This window comes from Mycobacterium szulgai (assembly GCF_002116635.1).
GTDB classification, from domain to species: Bacteria; Actinomycetota; Actinomycetes; order Mycobacteriales; family Mycobacteriaceae; genus Mycobacterium; species Mycobacterium szulgai.
Window position 1 is genome coordinate 65928 of the sequence record NZ_LQPW01000019.1, and the last position, 18753, is coordinate 84680.

Genomic DNA, 18753 nt, shown 5'->3' on the forward strand with positions numbered 1-18753 from the left:
CGGTCATCGGGTGTCTCCGGCTTTGGATCCCGCACTTTGGGGTTCGCGCAAGCCGTCGGCGGTCACGTTGCCCTGGTAGTAGTCCTTGTCGGTGGCGCCCGGCGTACGCGGGTGCGGCGGCGCGGTCATCTCGGGCAGCAGCGGCGCCAGCAGGCGGTCCTTCTCGTAGATCAGGTCGGCGCGGTTGTCGTCGGCCATCTCGTAGTTGTTGGTCATGGTCAAGGCGCGGGTGGGGCAGGCCTCGATGCACAGGCCGCAACCGATACAGCGCAGATAGTTGATCTGATACACCCGGCCGTAGCGCTCGCCGGGAGAAAACCGTTGCTCTTCGGTGTTGTCGGCGCCCTCGACGTAGATGGCGTCGGCCGGGCAGGCCCAGGCGCACAGCTCGCAGCCGATGCACTTCTCCAGCCCGTCGGGGTAGCGGTTGAGTTGGTGACGGCCGTGGTAGCGCGGCTTCACCGGACCGGGCTTCTCCGGGTACTCCTCGGTCACCCGCTTTTTGAACATCGACGCGAAAGTCACGCCGAATCCAGCTATGCCGTCTAGAAACTTAGGCACGCGCTTTCTCCTTGCTCGCGCTGTGTGTCGGCAGCGGCGGTGTCGGGAATGCCGGTTCGATGCGTTCGGAGCTTTCCTCGGCTTGCTTGCGGCGTTTTTGGGCGCGAGCACTGCTGACGCTGAACGGTTTTCGCAGCGCCAGCACGAGCGCGGTCGCGACGACGATGCTGCTGATCACCAGCACCAGGGTCCAATGCGGGTAGCCCTGGTTGCGCAGCGCGCGAATGACCGCGGCGATCATGATCCACACCAGCGAGACCGGGATCAGCAGCTTCCAGCCCAGCGCCATGAACTGGTCGTAGCGGAACCGCGGCAAGCTGGCTCGCAGCCACATATAGATGAACAGGAAGGTCCACATCTTCGCGGTGAACCAGAGCACCGGCCACCAGCCGTGGTTGGCGCCCTCCCACATGTTCAGTGGCCAGGGAGCATGCCAGCCGCCGAAGAACATGACCGTGGCAAGCGACGACACGGTCATCATGTTGACGTATTCGGCCAACATGAACATGGCGAACTTCAGCGACGAATACTCGGTGTGGAAGCCGGCGACCAGCTCACCCTCGGCCTCCGGCAGGTCGAACGGGGCGCGGTTGGTTTCACCCACCATCGAGATGAGATAGATGATGAACGACGGCAGCAGCCAGAACACGTACCAGACGCGGTCCTGTGCGCTTACGATCTGCGATGTCGACATGCTCCCCGCGTAGAGGAACACCGCCGCGAACGACAACCCCATCGCGACCTCGTAGGAGATGACCTGCGCGGTCGAGCGCACCCCGCCCAGTAGCGGGTAGGTGGACCCAGATGCCCAGCCGCCCAGCACGATTCCGTACACGCCGATCGCCGACAGCCCCAGAATGAACAGCACCGCGACCGGCAGATCAGTCAGCTGCAGCGCCGTGCGATGGCCGAACACCGACACTTCCGGGCCGAACGGGATGAACGCGAACGCGGTGAACGCCGGGATCACCGAAAAGACCGGGGCCGCAAAGTATACGAACCAGTCGACGCCCTTGGGCGTGATGCTCTCCTTGAGCGCCAGCTTGATGCCGTCGGCCAGACTCTGCAGGGCACCCCACGGGCCCGCTCGGTTGGGTCCGGGCCGCAACTGCATCCAGCCCAGGATCTTGCGCTCGAGCAGGATTGCGACCAATACGTTCAGCATCAGGAACACAAAGATGGCCAGTGCCTTGGCTATCACCAGCCACCAGACGTCGTGCCCAAAACCCGTCATGACTTCACCCCGATCTTGACCACGCTGCCCAGACTCGCCCCCAACTCCCGGTACACCGCCGAGCCTGCGGAGTTCAGCGGCAGCCACACCACCCGGTCGGGCATGTCGGTCACGTTGAGCGGCAACGTGATTGAGCCGCGTTCGGTACTGACGGTCACGGACTGGCCCTCGGCGGCGCCGATCTCGGCGGCCGTATCGGCCGACAGCCGCACCACGGGTTTGCGTGCGGTTCCGGCCAGGTGTGGTTCGCCGTCTTGCAGGCGGCCGGCGTCAAGCAGCATCCGCCAGCCGGTGAGCACGGCCTCACCCGCTGCGGGTCGCGCCGGCTGTGGCGCCTCGACGCGGGGGGTGGGCGCGTGCTTGCCGTCCCAGTTGCCCAGCGCGGCCAGCTCCTCGCGGGCCCCGTCGGCGGTGCGCAGTCCCAGGTAGACACCCAGCTCGTCGGCCAGTGCGTCGAGCACCTGGTGATCGGACTGGCCGGCGCGCAGGGTGGTGCCGTGCAGCGCGGGTCCGAAGCCGCGGTAGCGGCCCTCCCAGTTGACGAAGACGCCGGCCTTCTGGGCCGCCGGCGCGACCGGGAACACCACGTCAGCGCGCTCGGTGACCTCGCTGTGCCGCAGTTCCAGGCTGACCACGAATCCGGCGGCGTCCAGCGCGGCCAGCACCGCGTCCGGATCGGCGAAGTCGCCGGGCTCGATCCCGCCGACCAGCAGCGCGCCCAGGCTGCCGTCGGCCGCGCCGGCCAGGATGCCCTCGACGTCACGCCCAGGCGCCGCAGGCAATTCGGAGACGTGCCAGGCAGCGGCGACCTGTGAACGTGCGGCGTCGTCGGACACCGGGCGGCCGCCCGGCAACAGTGCGGGAAGCGCACCGGCCTCCAGTGCGCCGCGTTCGCCGGCCCGCCGCGGCGCCCAGGCCAGCCGGGCACCGGTTGCGTCGGCCAGCCGGGCCGCCGCGGACAGTCCGCCGGGCACCGTGGCCAGACGTTCGCCGACCATGATCACCGCGCCGGGTGTGCTCAGCAGATCACCCACTTCGCCGGTAGCCAGTCCGTCGAGGGCCGCAGGCTCTTCGCCGGGAACGGTTTTGAGCAGCCGGCCCGACATCTTCTGCAGCGCGCGCGTCGCGAACGGGGCGACGGCATAAACCGGGACGTGGTGTTTGCGAGCCGCCTTGCGTAACCGCAAGAACACGATCGGCGACTCTTCTTCCGGCTCGAACCCGACCAGCACCACCACCGGAGCCGATTCCAGGTCCGCATAGCTGACGGTTACCGGGCGGCCCGCGATCCGGGCCGCCAGGAAATCCGCCTCTTCCGCCGAGTGCGGGCGGGCGCGGAAGTCGATGTCGTTGGTGCCCAACGTGGTTCGCGCGAACTTCGCGTAGCCGTAGGCGTCCTCCCAGGTGGCCCGGCCACCGACCAGCACGCCGGTGCGGCCGCGGGCGGCAGCGAGTCCCTGCGTCGCCGCCGCGATCGCATGGGACCACGACGCCGGCACCAGCTCGCCGTTGGCGTCGCGGATCAGGGGAGTGGTGAGCACGTCTGGTTGCGTGGCGTAGGTGAAGGCCCAGCGGCCTTTGTCGCAGTTCCACTCCTCGTTGACTTCCGGGTCGTCGCCGGCGAGCCGGCGCAGGACCTTGCCGCGCCGGTGATCGGTGCGCTGCGCGCATCCCGACGCGCAGTGCTCGCACACGCTGGGGCTGGAGACCAGGTCGAACGGGCGCGCCCGGAACCGGTAGGCGGTCCCGGTCAGCGCGCCGACCGGGCAGATCTGCACCGTGTTGCCGGAGAAGTAGGACTCGAACGGTTCGTTGGCGTAGATGCCGACCTGCTGCAGCGCGCCGCGCTCCTGCATGTCGATGAACGGGTCGCCGGCGATCTGCTCGGAGAAGCGGGTGCAGCGGGCGCACAGGATGCAGCGCTCGCGGTCCAGCAGCACTTGTGCGGAGATGTTGATCGGCTTGGCGAACGTGCGCTTGACGTCGGTGAAGCGAGACTCGGCCCGGCCGTTGGACATTGCCTGGTTCTGCAGTGGGCATTCCCCGCCCTTGTCGCACATCGGGCAGTCCAGCGGATGGTTGATCAGCAGCAGCTCCATCACGCCGTGCTGGGCCTTGTCGGCCGCCTCCGAGGTGAGCTGGGTGCGCACCACCATGTCATCGGTGGCCACGGTGGTGCATGACGCCAACGGCTTGCGCTGGCCTTCGACCTCGACCAGACACTGCCGGCATGCGCCAACCGGGTCCAGCAGCGGGTGATCGCAGAACCGGGGGATCTGGATGCCCATCAACTCGGCCGCGCGAATCACCAAAGTTCCCTTGGGAACGCTGATTTCGTTGCCGTCGATGGTCAGCGACACCATCTCCGGCCGGCTCGCCTCTTTTCCGGACCCGTCGCCAGCTTTCGCGTCGGCTGTAGTTGTCATTGCCGGTGTCAGGCCTTTCCGTCCAACGTGAGCATCGAGTCTCGGGGATCGAACGGACATCCGCCCCGTTCGACGTGAGCAAGGTACTCGTCGCGGAAGAGCTTGATCGACGACATCACCGGGCTGGCCGCGCCATCGCCCAAGGCGCAGAACGCCTTTCCCAAGATCGAGTCGGAGATATCCAGCAGTTTGTCAATGTCTTCGCGGGTGCCGCGGCCGGTTTCCAGCCGTTCGTAGATCTTGTCCAGCCAGAAGGTTCCCTCGCGGCACGGCGTGCATTTCCCGCACGATTCGTGCTTGTAGAACTCGGTCCAGCGGCGCACGGCGCGCACTACGCAGGTGGTCTCGTCGAAGATCTCCAAAGCTTTGGTGCCCAGCATCGAGCCCACCGCGCCCACGCCTTCGTAGTCCAACGGGACGTCGAGGTGTTCGTCGGTGAGCAGTGGTGTCGAGGACCCGCCGGGCGTCCAGAACTTGAGCCGGTGCCCGGCGCGCACACCGCCGGCGTAGTCGAGCAGTTCGCGCAGCGTGATCCCCAGCGGCGCCTCGTACTGGCCCGGACGGGTGACGTGCCCGGACAACGAATAGAGCGTGAAGCCGGGTGATTTCTCGCTGCCCATGGACCGGAACCAGTCGACACCGTTGAAAATGATCGACGGCACGCTGGCGATCGTCTCGACGTTGTTGATCACCGTGGGACTCCCGTACAGGCCGGCGACGGCCGGAAACGGCGGCCGTAGGCGCGGCTGGCCACGGCGGCCCTCCAGCGAGTCCAGCAGCGCGGTCTCCTCACCGCAGATGTAGGCGCCCGCCCCGGCATGCACCACCAGTTCCAGGTCGAAGCCCGAACCCTTGATGTCGCGGCCGAGGTAGCCGGCCGCGTAGGCCTCGGCCACCGCGTTCTGCAGCCGGCGCAACACCGGCAGCACTTCGCCGCGGACGTAGATGAACGCGTGGCTGGCCCGGATCGCATAGGAGGCGATGATCACGCCTTCGACGAGCACATGCGGGGTGGCCAGCATCAGCGGAATGTCTTTGCACGTACCGGGTTCCGACTCGTCGGCGTTGACCACCAGATAATGCGGCTTGGCCGCCGGCCCGGAATCGCCCTGCGGGATGAACGACCATTTAGTGCCGGTGGAGAAGCCCGCGCCGCCGCGTCCGCGCAGCCCGGAGTCTTTGACCATGCCGATCACATCGTCGGGAGCCATGGCCAGCGCTTTACGCAGCGCCTTATAGCCGTCGTTGCGCTCGTAGGTTTCCAGCGTCCACGACTGCGGGTCGTCCCAGTAGCGGCTGATGACCGGGGTCAACGGGGTAGCCGGGGAGGTTGTCATGCCTGACCTTCCGGTCCTGGGGGCGCCTGCATGCCGTTTTCCTGCGCCACCCGCAATCCGGCCAGGGTGGCCGCACCCGCACCGCCCTGGCCTTGGTCCGGACGTTGATCGGGGAGGCCGGCCAAGATGCGTGACGTCTCGCGGAAGGCACACAGCGGGGCGCCGCGGGTGGGGTGCTTCGGTGTTCCGGAGCGCAGCGAGTCGACCAGTTCACGTGCCGATTCCACGGTCTGGTTGTCGAAGAACTCCCAGTTGACCATCACCACCGGGGCGTAGTCGCAGGCCGCGTTGCATTCGATGTGTTGCAGGGTGACCTTGCCATCGGAGGTGGTCTCGTCGTTGCCGATGCCGAGGTGGTCTTTGAGGTCGTCGAATATGGCGTCGCCGCCCATGACGGCACACAGCGTGTTGGTGCAGACGCCCACGAGGTAGTCGCCGGTGGGGCCGCGACGGTACATGGTGTAGAAGCTGGCCACCGCCGACACTTCGGCACCGGTCAATCCCAGCTGCTGCGAACAGAATTCCAAACCTGCCGGGGTCAGGTAGGAGTCCTCGCCCTGCACCAGGTGCAGCAACGGCAACAGCGCCGAGCGCTTGTTGGGGTAGCGGCCCATGATGTCCTTGGCCTCCACCTCAAGCCGCGCCTGCACTTCCGGCGGATACGACTGCGGAGCGCCCTCGACCACGAACTGGTTGGGCTCTTCGGGTGGCGGTCCGAGGCGAATGAAAACCCGCTCGCCGCCACTATTTCCAACGTTCGGCACCGTCATCGGTCCACTCCGCCCATCACCGGGTCGATGCTGGCGACCGCGGCGATCAGATCGGCGACCATCCCGCCCTCGCACATCGCGGCAACCGACTGCAGGTTGGTGAACGACGGATCCCGGTAATGCACCCGGTACGGGCGGGTCCCGCCGTCACTGACCATGTGCACGCCGAGTTCCCCGCGCGGCGATTCCACCGCCACGTAGACCTGGCCGGCCGGAACACGAATGCCCTCGGTCACCAGCTTGAAGTGGTGAATCAGCGCTTCCATCGAGCCGCCCATGATCTTGGCGATGTGCTCGGGTGAGTTGCCCATGCCGTCGGGGCCGACGGACAGGTCGGCCGGCCAGGCGATCTTGCGGTTCTCCACCATGGTCGGGCCCGGCCGCAACTTGTCCAGACACTGCTCCACGATCTTTACTGACTCCCACATCTCCTTGACGCGAATGATGTAGCGCCCGTAGGCATCACAGGTGTCGTCGGTGATCACATCGAATTCGTAGTTCTCGTATCCGCAGTAGGGTTCGCTCTTGCGCAAGTCGTGCGGCAGTCCGGTGGCCCGCAGGATCGGCCCGGTGATGCCCAGCGCCATGCACCCGGCCAGATCCAGGTAGCCGACGTCCTCGGTACGCGCCTTCCAGATGGCGTTCTCATTGAGCAGGTCACCCATTTCGCGCAGCGGCTGGCGCAATTCCTTCAGGGCTGCGGCGATCTCGTCGATCGCATTGGGCGGTAGATCCTGCGCCACCCCGCCGGGCCGGATGTAGGCGCTGTTCATCCGCAACCCCGTGATCGATTCGAACAGGGTCAGGATGATCTCGCGCCCCCGGAAGCCGACGAACATCGGGGTCATGGCGCCAAGTTCCATGCCGCCGGTGGCCAGCGCGACCAGATGCGAGGAGATGCGATTGAGCTCCATCATCATCACCCGGATGACGTTGACCCGCTCCGGGATCTCGTCGGTGATGCCGAGCAGCTTCTCTACACCCAGGCAGTAGGCGGTCTCGTTGAAAAACGGTGAGAGGTAATCCATCCGGGTCACGAAGGTGACGCCCTGGGTCCAGTAGCGGTACTCGAGGTTTTTCTCGATCCCGGTGTGCAGGTAGCCGATTCCGCAGCGGGCCTCGGTGACGGTCTCGCCCTCGATTTCCAGGATCAGCCGCAGCACCCCGTGCGTGGACGGGTGCTGCGGACCCATGTTGACCACAATGCGCTCACCGGGATCCGCGTTGCGGGCGGCGTCGACGATCTTGTCCCAGTCCTGGCCGCCGGCGACCACGACGGTTTCGGTTCCGGTCATTAGTTATAACCCCTCCGCTCGTCGGGCGGGGGTATCTGCGCGCCCTTGTATTCGACTGGGATGCCGCCGAGTGGATAGTCCTTGCGTTGCGGATGCCCGTGCCAGTCGTCGGGCATTTCGATGCGGGTCAGCGACGGATGGCCGTCGAAGATGATCCCGAAGAAGTCGTAGGTCTCGCGCTCGTGCCAGTCGTTGGTCGGATAGATGCCGAACAGCGACGGGATGTGCGGATCACTATCGGGCGCAGACACTTCCAGCCGCAGCCGGCGGTTGTGCGTGATCGACTGCAGCGGGTACACGGCATGCAGTTCCCGGCCCGTTTCGTGCGGATAGTGCACGCCGTTGACACCCAGGCACAGCTCGAAGCGCAATTCGGGTTCGTCGCGCAGCCGCTGGGCGACCTGCGGCAAATGGTCGCGATGCACATGCAGGGTCAGTTCGTTGCGGTCGACCACGACTTTCTCGATGGCGTTGTCGAATTCGACATCGTTGCGCTGCAGCGCCTCGGCCAGCCGGTCGGCGATGTCGTCGAAGTAGCCGCCGTAGGGCCGGGGGCTGCTGCCGGGCAGCGCGACCTCGCGCACCAGCCGTCCGTATCCGGACGTGTCGCCGGTGCCCTTGACGCCGAACATGCCGCGTCGAACGTCGATGACTTCTTCGCCCGTGGGCGGTACTTCGGCGCCCGGGGTAAGGGTGGCGCCCTGCGGGTCGTGGTCCGGCGAGCTCATCGCAGCAGACCACGCATCTCGATCGTGGGCCGGGCCCCCAGTGCGGCTTCCTCGGCTTCGGCGATGGCACGCTCCCGGTTGACGCCCAGCGGCATCTCCTGAATCTTCTCGTGCAGCTTGAGGATTGCGTAAAGCAGCATCTCGGGGCGCGGCGGGCAACCGGGCAGGTAGATGTCGACCGGAACGACGTGGTCGACGCCCTGAACGATCGCGTAGTTGTTGAACATCCCGCCCGACGACGCGCACACGCCCATGGCTAGAACCCATTTCGGTTCGGCCATCTGGTCGTAGATCTGACGCAGCACCGGGGCCATCTTCTGGCTGACCCGCCCCGCGACGATCATCAGATCGGCCTGGCGCGGTGTGGCCGAGAAGCGCTCCATGCCGAACCGGGCGATGTCGAACCTCGGCCCCGCGGTTGCCATCATCTCGATCGCACAGCAGGCCAATCCGAACGTTGCCGGCCACAGCGAGTTCTTGCGGACGTAGCCCGCCACCTTCTCGACTGTTGACAGCAGTATCCCGCCCGGCAGCTGTTCTTCCAGTCCCACCTCTTACCTCAATCCCACGTCAGGCCCCCGCGGCGCCACACATACGCGTAGGCCACGAACACCGTGAGCATGAATATCACCATTTCGACGAGCGCGAACGTACCCAGCGAGTCGAAGCTGACCGCCCACGGGTACAGGAACACGATTTCGATGTCGAACACGATGAACAACATCGCCGTCAGGTAGTACTTGATCGGAAATCGCTGTCCGCTGGTTGCATTGGGGCCGCTGACCGACGTTTCGGTGGGCTCTATGCCGCATTCGTATGCGGCCAGCTTCGACCGGTTGAAACGGGACGGGCCGACGAGGCTTGCCAGCACCACCGAGCCCACGGCAAAGGCGGCCGCGAGTGCCCCTAGCACCAAGATGGGTATGTAGACGTTCAACTCGCTCCATGATCCGACGTAACGTGGCCGCCTTCTCAAACTGAGCGGACGGTCAGGCGGTGACACGGCTGTTGTGACGGACCGGGCTTGTGGGCCGTCACAGTGACCTTCAACATAGTCGCGCGATCCCCGGAGCACGTGCCCGGGGTCTGGCTCACAGCGAAAAAGGATGCAGACTGGATGGGAGGGCGGGATTATATGAATGTCGCCCAAAGGTCGAATAAGCGGAGCGCTTGTTGTTACTCTATGGCCTCACCGGGTAGTCACGGGGCTATCGCGAGGTCAGCGTTGACGCAGGCAGCTGATCTGGAAGGACTGGAGCCGTGAGTTTCTTTGCGCTGCCCCCCGAAATCAACTCTTTGCGCATGTTCATCGGTGCGGGTACTGCGCCGATGCTGCAGGCTGCGGCCGCGTGGGACGGACTGGCCGAAGAGTTGTCCGCCGCGGCCAATTCGTTTGCCTCGGTGACTTCGGGATTGGCCGGCCAGGCCTGGCAGGGTGCGGCGTCGATGGCGATGATGAACGCGGCGGCTCCTTATGCCGGGTGGCTCAGCGCGGCGGCGTCGCAATCGGCCGGGGCGGCCGGGCAAGCCCGGATCGTGGCGAGTTTGTTCGAGGCGGCCCGGGCGGCGACGGTCCTCCCGCAAGCGATCGACGCGAACCGCAATTCCTTCGTGCAGTTGGTGATGAGCAACTTGTTCGGCCAGAACGCGCCCTTGATCGCGCTGGCCGAAGGCATTTACGAGGAGATGTGGGCCGCCGACGTATCCGCGATGGCCAGCTATTACTCGGGAGCCGCTGCGGTGGCCGCACAGGTGGTGCCGTGGGCGAGCGTGCTGCAGGGCCTTCCGGCGTTGGGGGCCGGCATCGGTAGCGGCATGGCGGGCATGTCGGGCGGCACCACCGCCAACCCGAGCGTGGGAGCCGGTGCCGTGGGTGCCGGTGCCGCCGGTTCCGACGGCGCTACTAGCGGGACCGAGAACGCCGCGGGTAGCGGCGCTGGCGCCGGTGGTAGCGGGGCCGTGAACAACGGCGGCGCCATGTACGCCAACGGTGTCGGTGGTGACAGTGCCGCCAATGGGTTTGTACCCGGTGATCCGAGTTCAGGCAGTGCGATGCAGGCCAGTCCTCCGGTTGCGAGCAACGGAGCCGTCGGCTCCACCGGCATGGGCTTCGTCCCAGTCCCGATACCGACCTCCGGCACCGCCACGCGTGCCGGACTCCTTGGCGACGGTCCGGTCAAGGTGGGCGGTGACAAGCCGGAGACCGAACCCGCCGTCCCGTCGGCGCCGGAAGCCGAAGTACCTGCTGTCGAAGAAACCACCCCGGAAATTGGGGTACTGCCGACGGCTGCGCCAGATATCGCGGCCAAGGCGGCTCCGATGGCGGTGACGCGCGTGCAGCAAAGCGGTGGCTCATCGATTCCGGGCTCTGCGCTTCGGACTCCCGGAGTCGCAAAACCTCAGGACCAGGAGTCGCCGGAGACCGAAGAAGCCGCCAAGCCCGCGCCGCTACGGCCGGAATCGGGCGACTTCCGGCGTAGCCGCAAGGAGCCGCCCGGCGTTCAGATCCGCGGCGGCTGAACCCAGCGCGCCGTCAGATTGCGTCAGATCGCCGGAGCGCTGAGCAGTCCGAGTACGGTGCGGCCCAGCACGATGGGGTCGATGGGATGCGGCACCGCGGCCTCGGCTCGTGACCAACTGGCCAGCCAGGCATCGTCGGGTCGACCGGTGAGCACCACGATCGGCGGGCAGTTGTCTAATTCGTCCTTGAGCTGCTTGGCGATTCCCATGCCGCCGGTCGGCGTCGCCTCGCCGTCCAGCACGGCCAGGTCGATGCCGCCCTCATCCATCCGCCGAATCACCATCGGGCCGGTCGCGATTTCGACATAGTTCAGCGGGGGCAGGTCGGGGTGCAGGCGTTTGCCCAAGGCCCGCATCACCTGTTCGCGGGTGCTGATGTTGTCGCTGTAGACGAGGATCTGCAGGTCATCACTGGAGTCGGGCACGCTTGCAGATGCTACTGGTGCCCACGGCGCCGGACGAAGACGGCTTCGGCGGCCACCGTCACGGTCTTGGCGATCATCCCGAATTTGTTCCAGTCCACACCGAATTGGGAGCGGTCGAGCTTGGCTTCGCCGACGACCCGCACCGAGCCGTCGTCGAGTTCGGTGATCGTCACCGGCACGGTTATCGGTTCCGTCTTGCCCTTGATGGTGAAGTCGGTCTGTAGCTCAGCGGCTCGCCCGGTGGTCGGGTGCAAGGCGGTGACGACGACGCCGATCTGGGGGAAGCGTTCGGCATCGAAGAAGTCGGCGGAGAGCAGGTGCTTGTCGCGGCGGCCGATCCCGGTGTTCAGCGACGCCACCTCGATATCGATCGAGCCCGAAACCGCGCTTCTCTCGGTGAGCCGGCCGTCGCCGTGGAATTCGGTGAACTTGCCTTTGACGGGCCACACGCCCCACATGTTCCTGATCCGGAACGTGATGGCGGAGCGCTCGGGGTTCAACGTCCACCCGCCGACGACTTCGGGATCGGTGAGCAGTGTTTCCAGGGTCGTCATCGTCACCTCATCTGGTTTCAAGTTCAAGATCTGGGTTCAAGCAACGGGGCGAGTCCGGCTGGGTCGAAGTACTCGTCGATATGGTTGATCAGGTTATTGGTGCCCAGTTTGATCACAATGCACACGCGCAGGGCGATCGACTCCCCATCATGTCCAGTCGCATGCAACACGTGCTGTTGGACGAACCCATTGGCCGACCCGTCCTCGAAGACGTGCCGGTCCAAAATCTCGTAGCGGCGCTGGGCGGTGGCCGAGACGAACCAGTCGATCACCTTGAGCGCACGGGGTTTGTCGTTGTCGCGGCGGGCCCCGGGACGCCACACCGCGATGTCAGGGCTCCAGAGTCGTTCCACGGCCGCCACGTCGCCGTTTTCGATGGCGCTGAACAGCTGATCGGCCACCTCGACGATGGCCTGCGCCGTAGTAGTCGGCATGCGGCTGCCTCCTATTCGATGTCGTATCCAGGGTGTGCGGCCGCCAACCGATGCTTCACCAGGGCGCGCAGACAGGCAACAACCTCGTCGGTGCGGGCGTCGAGGTCCCCGGTCCGGATGGCGGCGGCGAGGGCGGCCTCATCGGCGAAACCCAGGAGAGCGGGGGAGTCGTCGGGAGCGGCGAGCTCGCGTTCGACCATGCGCAGGGCGTTGGCGGCCACTCGCGCATGAAAGTTGACTTGGCCTTCGGTGGCTTCCCGAACATCCTTTTCGAGGAATTCGGCGACGGCGGCTACCAATTCGGCGGCCGTCGGGCGTCCGTAAAGGTAGGTCATGTGGCGGCCTCGTCGAGCAAGCTCAGCAAGTCCCACTCGTTCTCGCAGACCCGTCGCCCTATCGTCGCCAACTCCACCGAGCGGGTCTGTCCGCTGAGATGACGCTCAGCCTGGTATCTGCAGATGATCCCCCAGCGCAGCGTGGCCAGCACCAGCCACCAGTGAAACGCCACTCGGTCAACGGTAGTCCCGCTGGCCTCTTGATAGGCGTTCAGGAAATTGTCGATGCTGCCCAGACCGCCCGCACCCCGGTCGGCCGGTGCGCCGAACCGCCAGGCGCGCACGCAGAACCAGGCCAGATCCTCATACGCCTCGCCGATGTGCACGAGTTCCCAGTCCAGGACGGCGGCAAGGTCGGACCCGTCGACGATCAGGTTTCCCATCCGGTAATCGCCGTGCACCAGGACTGCCGGTGACGGTGACGGCCGGTGGGCCGCCAACCAGCGGAACGCCCATTCGAAGGGGGCCGTGGTGTCGCCCATGGCATCCAGGCGATCGCGGTATTGCTCCAGCTGGTCTTCGCGCGCCAGCTCGGGATGATTCGTGTCGGCGCGGTGCACGGCAGCCAGCGCCTGAGCGCACTGGCGCAACAGCCGCTCGGGATCGCCGAGTTGGCGGTAGATGCGCCGAACTATGGTTTCACCCTTGATCTCTTCGCAGATGAGGAATGGATTACCAAGAGCTGCAGTGGAATTGCTTGCGATGAGCACGTGTGGGACGGGGGCGCCGGCCGCTGCCGCGGCGGCCTGCACCCGGGCTTCCAGCTCCATGCCGGCGTGGATGTCGTCGGGTGGGCCGATGCGCAGGATCAAAGACTTGAGTCCACTGTCGGCTTTGTCGGTGACGGCGTCGAATGCCCAGGTGCTGCGGCTGGCCCCGCCGGTGAGCGCGCGCAGGTTCTCGACGGCCACCGCCGTACCGAGCGTTTGCCGCAGTACGGCCGCCAAGTTGTCCTGCAGCGTCACTTCTTGCCAAACTTGAACAGCCGCTGGGCAACCCGGCGAATCTGAATCTCCTCTGCTCCCTCGGTGATGCGGTAGCGGCGGTGGTGGCGGTAGATGTGTTCGAACGGCTCATGCCGGCTGTACCCGACGCCGCCACACACTTGCATGGCCCGGTCGGCCGCGTCGCACACCAGCCGGTTGGCGCGGTAGTTGGCCATCGACACCTTGTCGGAAACCTCCATGTGGTGGTTGCGGTCGAGCTGTTCGGCGGCGTAATAGACCAACAGCCGTACCATCTGCGCCTCGGTCTGCAGTTCCACCAGCGGCCACTGGACAGCCTGGTTCACCGCCAACGGCTTGCCGAAAACCACGCGCTCGCTCGTGTACGCCACGGCCCGGTCGATGCAGTACTGCGCGGCGCCCAGGCTGCTGGCGGCCTGGCGAATCCTGTTCTCGTGCAGAAAGGTCTGCCCGACTTCGAGGCCGCGATCGACCTCGCCGAGGACCGCGCCGGCGGGCACCCGAACGTCGGTGAGCTCGACCTCGCCGTGGTCGGTGGGCATGTTGAACGTCCACCAGTAGTACGGCACATTGAAGCCGGGGGCGTCGGTGGGCACCAGGAACGCGGTGATGCCGCGGGCCTGGCCGGGCTCGCCGGAGGTGCGGGCGAACACCAGGTCGTGGGTAGCGCGGTGTACGCCGGTGTTGAACCGCTTGGCGCCGTTGATGATCCAGCCATCGCCGTCGCGTTCGGCATGGGTCTCCAGCCAGGTGGCATCCGAGCCGTGCTTGGGTTCGGTCAGTCCGAAGGCCATCGACCGCTTGCCGGTGATGAGCGCTTCGGTCCACTCCGACTTCTGCGCTTCGGTGCCGAACCGGTCCATCATGATGACTTGGGGGAAGTTGCCGACGATCGACGACTCGTTTTGCAGATCGTTGTGCAAGCCGAGGCCTTTGTGCGCCAGGTGTTCCCGGATGACCGCCATGTCGATGTTGGTGCCGTCCCGGCCGCCGAACTGCGACGGCAGGCCGTAACGCAGCCAGCCGGCCTTGTCGGCGCGCCTGCGCATCTCGCCGAGCAGGTCCTCCCATTCACGCCGCGGGATGCCGTCGTTTTCCCAGTCGGTGCGGGCGTGTTCGCGGCGATGGTCGAAGTACTGAATGTGTTCGCGTTCCAGCGGCTTGATCTCAGCCTCGATGAACTCGTCCATCTCGGCAAGCAGGCCCGGAAGATGTTGGGGGAGGCTGAAATCCATGGTGTTCTCCTTACGAGCCGTACAGAGTTTTCTTCCAGACCGTCGACAAAGTCGTGATGGCGTCCGCATCGCTGATTTCCAGGCCGAGGTGTTCGGGTCCCGAGCGCCCTACGAACACCGTAGTGAAGTTCTCGAACAGCAGGGCGATCGCCGCCGCGGTGTGGTCGGGATGAAGGTCGCAACCATATCCCTGCTCCTGAGCGCGCCGCACCGACGCTGCCACGATGTCCATGCCGAAGCGGCGGAATTCGTTCTGCAGCGCCGCGAAGCGCTGCTGGGTGGCGGCGAGCTGGGCTACGGCGATCATGATGCCGATGTTCTGCTTGAACATGTTCCAGTAGCCGGTGACCACCGCGGCGAAGAAGACGTCGTCGTCGGGGGATTCCGGCAGCCGGACGTTCGGCCGCGACGGCACCACGACATCGTGCAGGAAGGACTCCGCCAGCGCCGCCAGTAGGTCTTCCTTATCGGTGAAATACCGGTAGAACACCGCCGGAGACTTTCCGGCGGCCGAGGTGATGTCGGCCAGCGTGGTGCCGTGAAAACCCCTTTCGGCGAACAGTTTCCGGGCCGCCAGTTCAATGGCCTGCCGGGTCTGGCGGCCCTTGGTGCTGACGACCTCGGCGGGCATCAGCCGCGGATCCGGTCGCCGGCACGCAGCAGCGCGCTCGGCAGATCATGTCCGACAACCGATTTCGCCACATCGGCGGCTGCGATGGCCGCCTGCAGGTCGACGTCGACCTCGAAGCCGCTGTCGGTCAACAGGTACACCAGGTCCTCGGTGGCGATGTTGCCGGTGGCTCCCGGCGCGAACGGGCAACCGCCCAGGCCGCCGACCGACGAGTCCAGCCGGGTGACCCCGGCAGTGACCGCCGCATACGCGCTGGCCAGCCCGCAACCGCGGGTGTTGTGGAAGTGTCCCCCCAGGGGCATGTCGCCGATCACCGGACGTAGTTGCGCGATAAGCGAAGTCACTCGGCCCGGAGTGGTGGTGCCGACGGTGTCGGCGATCGAGAACCGGTCGACGCCCTGGTCGCGGGCGGCGGCGGCGATGTCGAGCACCCGCTGCGGTGGGGTGGGCCCTTCGAAGGGCGAGTCCCACGCGGTGGCGACGATGACCTCAACGAGCACTTCGGAGCCGGTGGTGCTGTCGTGCGCGATGGCGACGATGTCCTCGATTTGCTCGACGGCCTGCGCACTGGTGCGCCCGACGTTGGCCTTGCTGAACGCATCGTCGGCGGCCACCACGTACTCGATCGCGCGAAACCCCGCGGCTATCGCGCGCTTGGCGCCTCCTGCGCTGGCAACCAGCGCAGAGAATTCGATGTCGGGGTAGTTGTGCAACTGCGCCGCGAGTTCGGCGGCGTCGGCCATCGACGGCACCTTCGACGGGGAGACGAACGCGGTGGCCTCTACCTCCCGTACCCCCGTGGCCGCCACTGCGGCGAGCAGTTCCAGCTTGGCCGCCAGGGGAATCGGCTTCTCGATCTGCAGGCCGTCGCGCAGCGACACCTCGCGAATGTCGACGTGTGGCATCAAATCACCTCCTGCGCCCGTAACTCGGCGAGTTCCTCGGGGCTCTTGCCCAGCAGCCCTGCATAGACGTCTTGGTTGTGTTGTCCCGGGTGCGCCGGGCCCGCGTTGCGCACCGCGCCAGGGGACTCCGAGAGCACCGGCACGACCCCCGGGCCGAGCACCGGCCGCTGCACCCGTTCGTCGTAGTGCTCGACCAGCATGCCTCGGGCGCGCAGCTGCGGGTCGTTGACCACTTCGGCCACGGTGTTGATCGGCCCGGCGATCACGCCTGCGGCGGAAAGGGTTTCGATAATCTCGTGCGGTTGCCGTTCGCCTGCCCACGCGCCGATGATTTTGTCGAGCTCGTCCTGATTGCGGCCGCGGGCACCATGGGTGGCGAACCGGTCGTCGGTGGCCAGTTCCGGGCGGCCCATCGCGAGGCAGAGCCGGGCGAACACGGTGTCCTGGTTGGCTGCGATCACCACCCAGGAGCCGTCGGCGCTGCGGTAGATGTTCGACGGCGCGATCCCCTCCAGCCGGGTGCCAGACGGACCGCGCACCACGCCGCCGACGTCGTAGTCGGGGATGGTGGACTCCTGCACGGCTAAACAGGATTCGGTCAGCGCCACGTCGACGATCTGTCCGCGGCCGGTGACACCGCGGCGATACAGCGCTGCCAGCGCACCCTGAGCCCCGAACATTCCGGCCAGGCTGTCGCCCAGCGACAACGCCAGCCGCGGCGGTGGTCCGCCGGGAAAGCCGTTGAGGTGCCGCAGTCCGCTGGCCGCTTCGGCGACCGAGGCGTAGCCCGCCTTGTGTGCGTCGGGGCCGGTCTGCCCATAGCCTGACACCCGCACCAGGATGATGCCCGAATTGCGTTCGCTGAGCACGTCGTAGCCCAGGTTCCACTTCTCCAGGGTGCCGGGCCGGAAGTTCTCCACCACGATGTCGGATTTCTCGACGAGGTCCAAGAACAGCTCGCGGCCGCGTGGCCGGCGCAGGTCGAGGGTGATTGCGCGTTTGTTGCGCGCATGCACCGTCCAGAACACATGATGCCCGTCGACTTCAGCCTGGCCCCAGGTCCGCAGCGGGTCAGGAGCGCCGGGCGGTTCCACCTTGATGACGTCGGCGCCCATATCGCCCAGCAGCCGGCCCGCGAACGGCCCGGCGATCAGGGTGCCCAGCTCGAGCACCCGGATACCGTCCAGCGGCCCAGTCACGGTCATGGCGCCGCACTCGCAAAGTCGTGCCGCACCAGCCAATCGGTCACGGTGCCGACGGCCTGGCGCAGCTTATCCCGCTGATCCGCACCCGCGTAATAGTGTGTGGCACCCGGTATTTCGTGCATTTCCTTATCGGGATGTCCGATTGCCTCGAACAGTCGTCGGGTGTGGCTGGGCGTGCAGGCGTCATCGGCCAGGTTGCCGATCACCAGGGCGGGAACCGCGATATCGGTACCGCAGGCCACCCCGTCGCCGCGGGCGTCGTCGTAACTCCACTGTGAGAGCCAGCCCCGCAAGGTCGAGAAGCGGGCCAGCCCGACCGGGCTCATGTTCACTACCTGAGGGTCACCCAGGTAACAGGTGCCGGGGGTGCGTTCGTTGGGATCGACTGTCGGGTCCAGCCAGCGTGGGTCGGCCATGGTGCCGTGTACGACGAAGCAGAACTCGTCGTTCGGGCGGCCGGCCGCCTTCAGCTCGGCGAGTTTGTCTTTGACCCACGCGGTGATTCGGCGATTGCGGTCGATTTGTGGCTGCCGGTAACGGGCCACGAATTCCTCGCTGTACGGCGGCTGATTGGGGTTGCCCGGGTTGTACAGGTCGAGTTCGGGATCGCGCTTGGTCGGGTCGCATTCGTCGAGGATCGACGCGTCCAGCCATTCGGTCAGCGTCCCGTGCCGGCTGATGTGGGCTGCCAGCAACATGATTCCGTCGGCGGCGGGCAGGTCCAGCTGGGTCAGGTCGGGGCCGTCGCCGGACGGGCTGGACGTGATGGTCGGCTTTTGCGCCTGCTGTTGGTAGAACACCGACAACGAGCCGCCACCGCTCCACCCGGCCAGGACCACCTTGCGGTAGCCCAGCCGGTTCTTGGCGTCCTTGATGCACTCGCCGAGATCTTCGACCACCTTCTCCATCAGCAGCGCCGAATCCGTACCGCGGAACCGGCTGTTGCAGTAGATGACATGGTGACCGGCGCGGGCCAGTGCATTGATCATCGGCAGGTAGGCGCCGCCGCCGATCGGGTGCATGAACACCAGCACGGTGTCCGACGGCTTGTCCTTGGGCTTGAGCAGATAGCTTTCCAGCACGGTGATCTCGGCCAGTCCGCCGTACACATCGCGGACGGCCGAATTATTCTGGAACGCAACGAGATACGGGATGCGGTCGTAGTCAAACTTTGTCGGATTCACGGCCCGTCC

The 18753-nt window shown here is 66.2% G+C and carries 20 protein-coding genes; 1 reads left to right on the forward strand and 19 read right to left on the reverse strand.

The features are described 5' to 3' along the window. Positions 1-3: 3 nt before the first annotated feature. From nuoI to AWC27_RS04970, 9 genes are read right to left on the reverse strand one after another with little or no spacing between them, the layout of a single operon-like run. Positions 4-561 carry an NADH-quinone oxidoreductase subunit NuoI gene (nuoI, locus tag AWC27_RS04930; RefSeq protein ID WP_083111038.1) on the reverse strand — a complete coding sequence of 186 codons (558 nt, stop codon included), beginning with the start codon at positions 559-561 and terminating at the stop codon, positions 4-6. Beyond that, a complete protein-coding gene (gene nuoH / locus AWC27_RS04935; RefSeq protein ID WP_083111037.1) occupies positions 554-1795 on the reverse strand; it encodes an NADH-quinone oxidoreductase subunit NuoH in 1242 nt (413 codons plus the stop codon). Before nuoH ends, nuoI begins: the two co-directional genes overlap by 8 nt. Beyond that, the gene (locus AWC27_RS04940) at positions 1792-4221 is read right to left on the reverse strand and encodes an NADH-quinone oxidoreductase subunit G (RefSeq protein WP_085669455.1); all 2430 of its coding nucleotides are present in this window, start codon (positions 4219-4221) and stop codon (positions 1792-1794) included. The genes nuoH and AWC27_RS04940 overlap by 4 nt, the downstream gene beginning before the upstream one ends. Before the next feature lie 8 nt (positions 4222-4229). Continuing rightward, positions 4230-5558: an NADH-quinone oxidoreductase subunit NuoF gene (gene nuoF, locus AWC27_RS04945; RefSeq protein WP_085669456.1), complete on the reverse strand. Its 1329-nt coding sequence runs from the start codon at positions 5556-5558 to the stop codon at positions 4230-4232. Continuing rightward, positions 5555-6328, reverse strand: coding sequence for an NADH-quinone oxidoreductase subunit NuoE (nuoE, locus tag AWC27_RS04950; protein ID WP_085669457.1), 774 nt, complete (start codon positions 6326-6328; stop codon positions 5555-5557). The genes nuoF and nuoE overlap by 4 nt, the downstream gene beginning before the upstream one ends. Beyond that, entirely contained in the window at positions 6325-7623 is a 1299-nt protein-coding gene (nuoD, locus tag AWC27_RS04955; RefSeq protein ID WP_085669458.1) for an NADH dehydrogenase (quinone) subunit D, read from the reverse strand. The genes nuoE and nuoD overlap by 4 nt, the downstream gene beginning before the upstream one ends. Then, the gene (locus tag AWC27_RS04960; RefSeq protein WP_085669459.1) at positions 7623-8351 is read right to left on the reverse strand and encodes an NADH-quinone oxidoreductase subunit C; all 729 of its coding nucleotides are present in this window, start codon (positions 8349-8351) and stop codon (positions 7623-7625) included. Before AWC27_RS04960 ends, nuoD begins: the two co-directional genes overlap by 1 nt. Beyond that, positions 8348-8902: a NuoB/complex I 20 kDa subunit family protein gene (locus AWC27_RS04965; protein ID WP_085669460.1), complete on the reverse strand. Its 555-nt coding sequence runs from the start codon at positions 8900-8902 to the stop codon at positions 8348-8350. The genes AWC27_RS04960 and AWC27_RS04965 overlap by 4 nt, the downstream gene beginning before the upstream one ends. A gap of 8 nt (positions 8903-8910) precedes the next feature. Then, on the reverse strand, positions 8911-9288 hold the full coding sequence (locus AWC27_RS04970) for an NADH-quinone oxidoreductase subunit A (protein WP_083111030.1): 378 nt from the start codon (positions 9286-9288) through the stop codon (positions 8911-8913). A gap of 323 nt (positions 9289-9611) precedes the next feature. Here AWC27_RS04970 and AWC27_RS04975 point away from each other — a divergent pair, with 323 nt between their 5' ends. After that, positions 9612-10871: a PPE family protein gene (locus tag AWC27_RS04975; RefSeq protein WP_085669461.1), complete on the forward strand. Its 1260-nt coding sequence runs from the start codon at positions 9612-9614 to the stop codon at positions 10869-10871. 23 nt (positions 10872-10894) lie between these two features. On the opposite strand, the gene AWC27_RS04980 is transcribed toward AWC27_RS04975, so the two are convergent. From AWC27_RS04980 to AWC27_RS05025, 10 genes are read right to left on the reverse strand one after another with little or no spacing between them, the layout of a single operon-like run. After that, complete coding sequence (locus tag AWC27_RS04980; protein ID WP_085669462.1) at positions 10895-11296, reverse strand: Rv3143 family two-component system response regulator; 402 nt, start codon at positions 11294-11296, stop codon at positions 10895-10897. Between the two features lie 11 nt (positions 11297-11307). Next, positions 11308-11850 carry a YceI family protein gene (locus tag AWC27_RS04985; RefSeq protein WP_085669632.1) on the reverse strand — a complete coding sequence of 181 codons (543 nt, stop codon included), beginning with the start codon at positions 11848-11850 and terminating at the stop codon, positions 11308-11310. A 23-nt stretch (positions 11851-11873) separates the two neighbouring features. Beyond that, positions 11874-12284: a nuclear transport factor 2 family protein gene (locus AWC27_RS04990; protein WP_085669463.1), complete on the reverse strand. Its 411-nt coding sequence runs from the start codon at positions 12282-12284 to the stop codon at positions 11874-11876. 11 nt (positions 12285-12295) lie between these two features. After that, positions 12296-12619: a DUF6285 domain-containing protein gene (locus tag AWC27_RS04995; RefSeq protein ID WP_085669464.1), complete on the reverse strand. Its 324-nt coding sequence runs from the start codon at positions 12617-12619 to the stop codon at positions 12296-12298. After that, a complete protein-coding gene (locus tag AWC27_RS05000) occupies positions 12616-13578 on the reverse strand; it encodes a phosphotransferase family protein (protein WP_085669633.1) in 963 nt (320 codons plus the stop codon). Before AWC27_RS05000 ends, AWC27_RS04995 begins: the two co-directional genes overlap by 4 nt. Before the next feature lie 2 nt (positions 13579-13580). Next, positions 13581-14819, reverse strand: a complete 1239-nt coding sequence (locus tag AWC27_RS05005) for an acyl-CoA dehydrogenase family protein (protein ID WP_085669465.1) — start codon at positions 14817-14819, stop codon at positions 13581-13583. A 10-nt stretch (positions 14820-14829) separates the two neighbouring features. Beyond that, entirely contained in the window at positions 14830-15450 is a 621-nt protein-coding gene (locus AWC27_RS05010; RefSeq protein WP_085669466.1) for a TetR/AcrR family transcriptional regulator, read from the reverse strand. After that, positions 15450-16358, reverse strand: a complete 909-nt coding sequence (locus AWC27_RS05015; RefSeq protein ID WP_211281558.1) for a hydroxymethylglutaryl-CoA lyase — start codon at positions 16356-16358, stop codon at positions 15450-15452. The genes AWC27_RS05010 and AWC27_RS05015 overlap by 1 nt, the downstream gene beginning before the upstream one ends. Next, on the reverse strand, positions 16355-17560 hold the full coding sequence (locus tag AWC27_RS05020; protein WP_085669468.1) for a CaiB/BaiF CoA transferase family protein: 1206 nt from the start codon (positions 17558-17560) through the stop codon (positions 16355-16357). The genes AWC27_RS05015 and AWC27_RS05020 overlap by 4 nt, the downstream gene beginning before the upstream one ends. Beyond that, positions 17557-18744, reverse strand: a complete 1188-nt coding sequence (locus AWC27_RS05025; RefSeq protein WP_085669469.1) for an alpha/beta hydrolase — start codon at positions 18742-18744, stop codon at positions 17557-17559. Before AWC27_RS05025 ends, AWC27_RS05020 begins: the two co-directional genes overlap by 4 nt. Between the last annotated feature and the right edge of the window lie 9 nt (positions 18745-18753).

What these genes read in the sequence shown, in the direction of transcription:
- AWC27_RS04985 (WP_085669632.1), bottom strand. Translation starts at nt 11,850, where the DNA reads ATGACGACCCTGGAAACACTGCTCACCGATCCCGAAGTCGTCGGCGGG.
- AWC27_RS04995 (WP_085669464.1), bottom strand. Translation starts at nt 12,619, where the DNA reads ATGACCTACCTTTACGGACGCCCGACGGCCGCCGAATTGGTAGCCGCC.
- nuoF (WP_085669456.1), bottom strand. Translation starts at nt 5,558, where the DNA reads ATGACAACCTCCCCGGCTACCCCGTTGACCCCGGTCATCAGCCGCTAC.
- nuoD (WP_085669458.1), bottom strand. Translation starts at nt 7,623, where the DNA reads ATGACCGGAACCGAAACCGTCGTGGTCGCCGGCGGCCAGGACTGGGAC.
- AWC27_RS05020 (WP_085669468.1), bottom strand. Translation starts at nt 17,560, where the DNA reads ATGACCGTGACTGGGCCGCTGGACGGTATCCGGGTGCTCGAGCTGGGC.
- nuoH (WP_083111037.1), bottom strand. Translation starts at nt 1,795, where the DNA reads ATGACGGGTTTTGGGCACGACGTCTGGTGGCTGGTGATAGCCAAGGCA.
- AWC27_RS04940 (WP_085669455.1), bottom strand. Translation starts at nt 4,221, where the DNA reads ATGACAACTACAGCCGACGCGAAAGCTGGCGACGGGTCCGGAAAAGAG.
- nuoE (WP_085669457.1), bottom strand. Translation starts at nt 6,328, where the DNA reads ATGACGGTGCCGAACGTTGGAAATAGTGGCGGCGAGCGGGTTTTCATT.
- AWC27_RS04990 (WP_085669463.1), bottom strand. Translation starts at nt 12,284, where the DNA reads ATGCCGACTACTACGGCGCAGGCCATCGTCGAGGTGGCCGATCAGCTG.
- AWC27_RS05005 (WP_085669465.1), bottom strand. Translation starts at nt 14,819, where the DNA reads ATGGATTTCAGCCTCCCCCAACATCTTCCGGGCCTGCTTGCCGAGATG.
- AWC27_RS04960 (WP_085669459.1), bottom strand. Translation starts at nt 8,351, where the DNA reads ATGAGCTCGCCGGACCACGACCCGCAGGGCGCCACCCTTACCCCGGGC.
- AWC27_RS05010 (WP_085669466.1), bottom strand. Translation starts at nt 15,450, where the DNA reads ATGCCCGCCGAGGTCGTCAGCACCAAGGGCCGCCAGACCCGGCAGGCC.